The 3,698-nt window shown below is 70.5% G+C and carries 5 protein-coding genes; 1 reads left to right on the forward strand and 4 read right to left on the reverse strand.

Features of this window, described 5'->3' with window-relative positions; genetic code table 11:
- From AC1D01_RS24885 to AC1D01_RS24900, 4 genes are all read right to left on the reverse strand, one after another.
- The coding region (locus tag AC1D01_RS24885) for an acyltransferase family protein (protein ID WP_477871119.1) at window positions 1–1,069 on the reverse strand (1,069 nt) is incomplete at its 3' end.
- A 99-nt stretch (window positions 1,070–1,168) separates the two neighbouring features.
- Window positions 1,169–1,873 carry a LytR/AlgR family response regulator transcription factor gene (locus AC1D01_RS24890; protein WP_477871121.1) on the reverse strand — a complete coding sequence of 235 codons (705 nt, stop codon included), beginning with the start codon at window positions 1,871–1,873 and terminating at the stop codon, window positions 1,169–1,171.
- Window positions 1,861–2,964: a sensor histidine kinase gene (locus AC1D01_RS24895; RefSeq protein ID WP_477871123.1), complete on the reverse strand. Its 1,104-nt coding sequence runs from the start codon at window positions 2,962–2,964 to the stop codon at window positions 1,861–1,863. Before AC1D01_RS24895 ends, AC1D01_RS24890 begins: the two co-directional genes overlap by 13 nt.
- A gap of 78 nt (window positions 2,965–3,042) precedes the next feature.
- The gene (locus tag AC1D01_RS24900; RefSeq protein ID WP_477871125.1) at window positions 3,043–3,291 is read right to left on the reverse strand and encodes a hypothetical protein; all 249 of its coding nucleotides are present in this window, start codon (window positions 3,289–3,291) and stop codon (window positions 3,043–3,045) included.
- Between the two features lie 102 nt (window positions 3,292–3,393).
- On the opposite strand from AC1D01_RS24900, the gene AC1D01_RS24905 reads away from it, so the two are divergent.
- Window positions 3,394–3,698, forward strand: a 305-nt coding sequence (locus AC1D01_RS24905; RefSeq protein WP_477871127.1) for a hypothetical protein, incomplete at its 3' end; no start/stop codon positions are given.

The raw sequence follows: 3,698 nt of genomic DNA on the forward strand, positions 1-3,698 counted from the left end.
GGAAGGTGCCGCCGTCCAGCAGCGGCGCTTCCGCCTCGAACGGCAGCGCCCAGGGCCGCCGCGCGGGCGCCAGCAGGAAGTTCAGCGTCTGGTGCAGCAGGTAGAGCGGGAACACCGCCTCGGCGAGGGTCTTGCGCAGCGGGTGGTCGGCGTTCCAGTGCCGGTGGGCGAAGCCGATGGCGGCGACCAGCGCACCCCACTGCAGCACGCAGAACGCGAGCCCCCGCAGCCACGGCCAGCCGGCCCCCGACATCAGCAGCCCTTGCAGCGCGAGCCAGCTGGCCACGGCCGACAGCAGGGCCCACCAGCGCCAGCGTTGCGCATCTTCCGCCAGGCGGCTGGCCTGCGCCAGTGCGGCGCCGAACGCGAACATCGCCAGGTACTGGCCGTGCAGGAACCAGTCGTCGAGCAGCGCATGCGTGGCCGGGAAGCGGCGTGCCATCAGCAGGCGCCACCCGAACAGCAGCGCGAGCGGCAGCCACAGCAGGTGCGGGCCGGCCAGTGCGCGGGCACCGAGCTGCGCGATGCCTTGCAGCAAGCCGGGCCGCCAGCGCAGCGCGCCCCACAGCAGCAGCGTGTAGGCGAACAGGTAGGGCAGGTACCACAGGTGGTTCCAGGTCGGCAGCACCAGGCAGCCGTGCACCGCATCGCAGAAGCCGCTGCCGCCGCGCAGGTAGAGCGGGATGAAGTCGAGGTAGCTGCCGGCGTAGCCGTAGCGGCGCTGCACCTCCAGCCAGGACTGCGGCGGCACGATCACCAGCATGCCGAGCAGCAGGGGCAGCAGCAGCCGCGCGCTGCGCTGGCGCAGCCAGGCGAACGAGGGGGCGCGGCCGGTGCCCAGCATCAGCGCGGTGGCGGCGCCGGAGACGATGAACAGCAGGTCCATGCGCCAGGGCGAGCTGAGCATCATCCACGGCTCCAGTGCGGTGTGCCACTGCGGGCTCTTGATGTGCCAGTCCCAGCTCACGTAGTACATGCCCACGTGGTACGGGACCAGCAGCCCGAAGGCGGCGATGCGCAACCAGTCGAGGTAGAGCAGGCGCGCGGGTGGGGTGGAGGTGTCCGTCATGGCAAGGCCTTTCGCAGGGCGGTGCGACAAGGCTGGGGCCGGGCCGCGCCGGCGCACAGCGCGGCGGGACGAAGCGCCCCGGGCAGGGGGCGAGGTGGATCAGCGCGTGGCGGCCAGGCGCGCGACCAGGTCCTCACGGTACTGGCGGCTGCACGGCGCGGTCGGCCCGCCACGCAGCGTGATGCGCGCATCGCCCTTGCCGAGCGGTTCGAGCTGCGTCACGTGGGCCAGCGCGACCGCGGCACCGCGGTGCGTGCGCACGAAGCCGGGGCCCAGGTCGGCGAGCAGGCCCGACAGGGTGCGGCGCAGCAGCGGTGCCCGATCGGGGGTGTGCAGCACGACGTAGTTGTCGGCGGCTTCGAGCCACAGGATGTCGGCCACCGCGACCACCTGCGTGCGGCCGCGGTCGGCCACCAGCAACTGCGCCGGCTGCAGTGGCGGGCGCGGCGCGCCGAGCCGCTCGCGCAGCCGCTGCAGCGCCTGCGCGAGGCGCTGCGGCTCGACCGGCTTCAGCAGGTAGTCGACCGCGGCGGCGTCGAAGGCCTGCACCGCGTAGCGGTCGTGCGCGGTGACGAAGACGATGGCGGGCGCCGGCTCGGGCAACGATGCGGCGACGTCGAGGCCGCTCGCGCCCGGCATCTGCACGTCGAGGAACAGCGCATCGGGCGCCTGCGCGGCGATCGCCGCCAGTGCTTCCGCGCCGTCGCGCGCCTGGCCGATCACCTCGACATCGGCGAACGCGAGCAGCAGGCGGCGCAGGCGCTCGCGCGCCGGGGTTTCGTCGTCGACGATCAGCACCCGCATGGCAGCTCGATGCGGGCCAGCACGCCGCCGCCGTCGCGCGCCTGCAGCGTGAGCGAGGCGCTGTCGCCATGGCGTGTCAGCAGCCGCTGCCGGAGGTTGCCGAGGCCCACGCCCCAGGACACATCGGGGCCAGGGGGCAGCTCGCCGGCGTCGTCCTGCACCTCCAGGCACAGGCGCGCACCGGCGCGGCGTGCACTCACGACGATGCGGGTGGGGGCCAGGCGACGCTCGACACCGTGGCGGAAGGCGTTCTCGAGCAGGGGTTGCAGCAGCAGCGACGGGACCTTGCACGGATGGGTGGCGGGGTCGATGTCGAAGATGACGTCGACGCGCTCGGCGAAGCGCTCGCGCATGATGGACGCGTAGGCTTCGAGCAGCGTGAGCTCGTCGGCCAGCGTGGTCTCGGGGTGGCGCGCCAGGTCGGTGGCGGCGCGCAGCAGCGCGGCCAGGCGCATCAGCAGCGTGTCGGCCAGCGCCGGGTCGGTGTGGATCGTCGAGGCGATCGTGTTGAGCGCGTTGAACAGGAAATGCGGCTCGATCTGCTGGGCCAGCTGCAGCAGCTGCGCGCTTTGCGCCAAGCGCCGCTCGCGTTCGAGCCGCAGCCGCGCCGAGGCCAGTGCCGCATGCGAGCGCAGCCCGAAGACGATCGCGACGAACAGCAGGTAGAACATCGAGAACTTCAGCGCCTCGTAGCGGAACACCACCGGCCACGGGTCGTGCGTGTAGGCCTCGCCGGCGAGTGCGTGGACCGCGTGGCGCAGCCCGAACACCGCGCCGATGAAGCAGGGCGCGGCCAGCGGCAGCCAGGCCAGGCTCGCGGCGAACCAGCGCCACGGGCGGTTCAGCAGCTCATCGAGACGCCCGGCTCGCCGCCATTGCAGCCAGACGATCAGGCTGGACACGAGCATCGAGCTGCCTTCCCACAGCAGCGGTTTCCAGACGGCGGTGCCGCCCCGGCGCAGGTGGTCCTGCACGCCGATGGTCATCATCAGCACCCAGAACAACGCCCAGGCGATGCCGAAGGCGAGACGCGGTATCGCTGCCGCGTCGTCGTGATCCCTGTCGGTGGAGAAAGAGGAGAGGGCCGTCATGCTCCCGCATTGTTGCCCCGGGGTCCGCCGGGTGCCATGGTTCGAGGGTGAACCGGGCCCGGGCGGGGGTGAGACGGCTCAGGCCTCGGCCTTGGTCTTCGTGCTCTTCTTGGGGGCGGCGCCGGCGCGGGGGCCGTTGGCAAACAGGGCCTCGATCTTGGCGTCGTGCTCCATCAGGTCGGCGGCGACGCCGCGCAGCTTGTCGGCACGCGCGAACACGCGGCGTTGCAGCTGGGCGATACCAGCCGACTGTTCAACGCGTTGCAGGACGGTACCGGGGTCAATGGTCGATTCGAAGGGGTTGTTGACGTAGGTCGTGTCGTACATCGGGGTCTTCTCTTGTTTGTTGGCTCTGTCAACGCCGACCGCTGTTTGCCACCAGACGGCCGCGCGCGCCTCCCAACGGGGGCAGGGCGCGGATTCTCGCCGATGGCTCGCCGCCTGCGAAGCCCCGGCGGCGTATTGAAGGGACTCTCGGTGTGTCGCGGCATTTCAGAGAATCCCGACAAAACTCGAGGGTCTATGGTGTTGACGATTCRAACAGGGCTGTGCACAATCGTGGGCTTCGCTGATGACAAATCAACGAAGCGACCCAACAACAGATTGGTTTCGGCAGGCGGCGAAAGCGGCGGCAGAAAAAAATCAAACAAGTTGTTGAAGTCGAGCAAAAAGGTGCTACAGTCTAAGGCTGCGCTGAACGAGATAGATCGGACAGCAAAGCAAGACGGTTTGAC

It is taken from the genome of Rhizobacter sp. P3_B12, assembly GCF_056402895.1.

What these genes read in the sequence shown, in the direction of transcription:
- AC1D01_RS24890 (WP_477871121.1), bottom strand. Translation starts at nt 1,873, where the DNA reads ATGCGGGTGCTGATCGTCGACGACGAAACCCCGGCGCGCGAGCGCCTG.
- AC1D01_RS24900 (WP_477871125.1), bottom strand. Translation starts at nt 3,291, where the DNA reads ATGTACGACACGACCTACGTCAACAACCCCTTCGAATCGACCATTGAC.
- AC1D01_RS24895 (WP_477871123.1), bottom strand. Translation starts at nt 2,964, where the DNA reads ATGACGGCCCTCTCCTCTTTCTCCACCGACAGGGATCACGACGACGCG.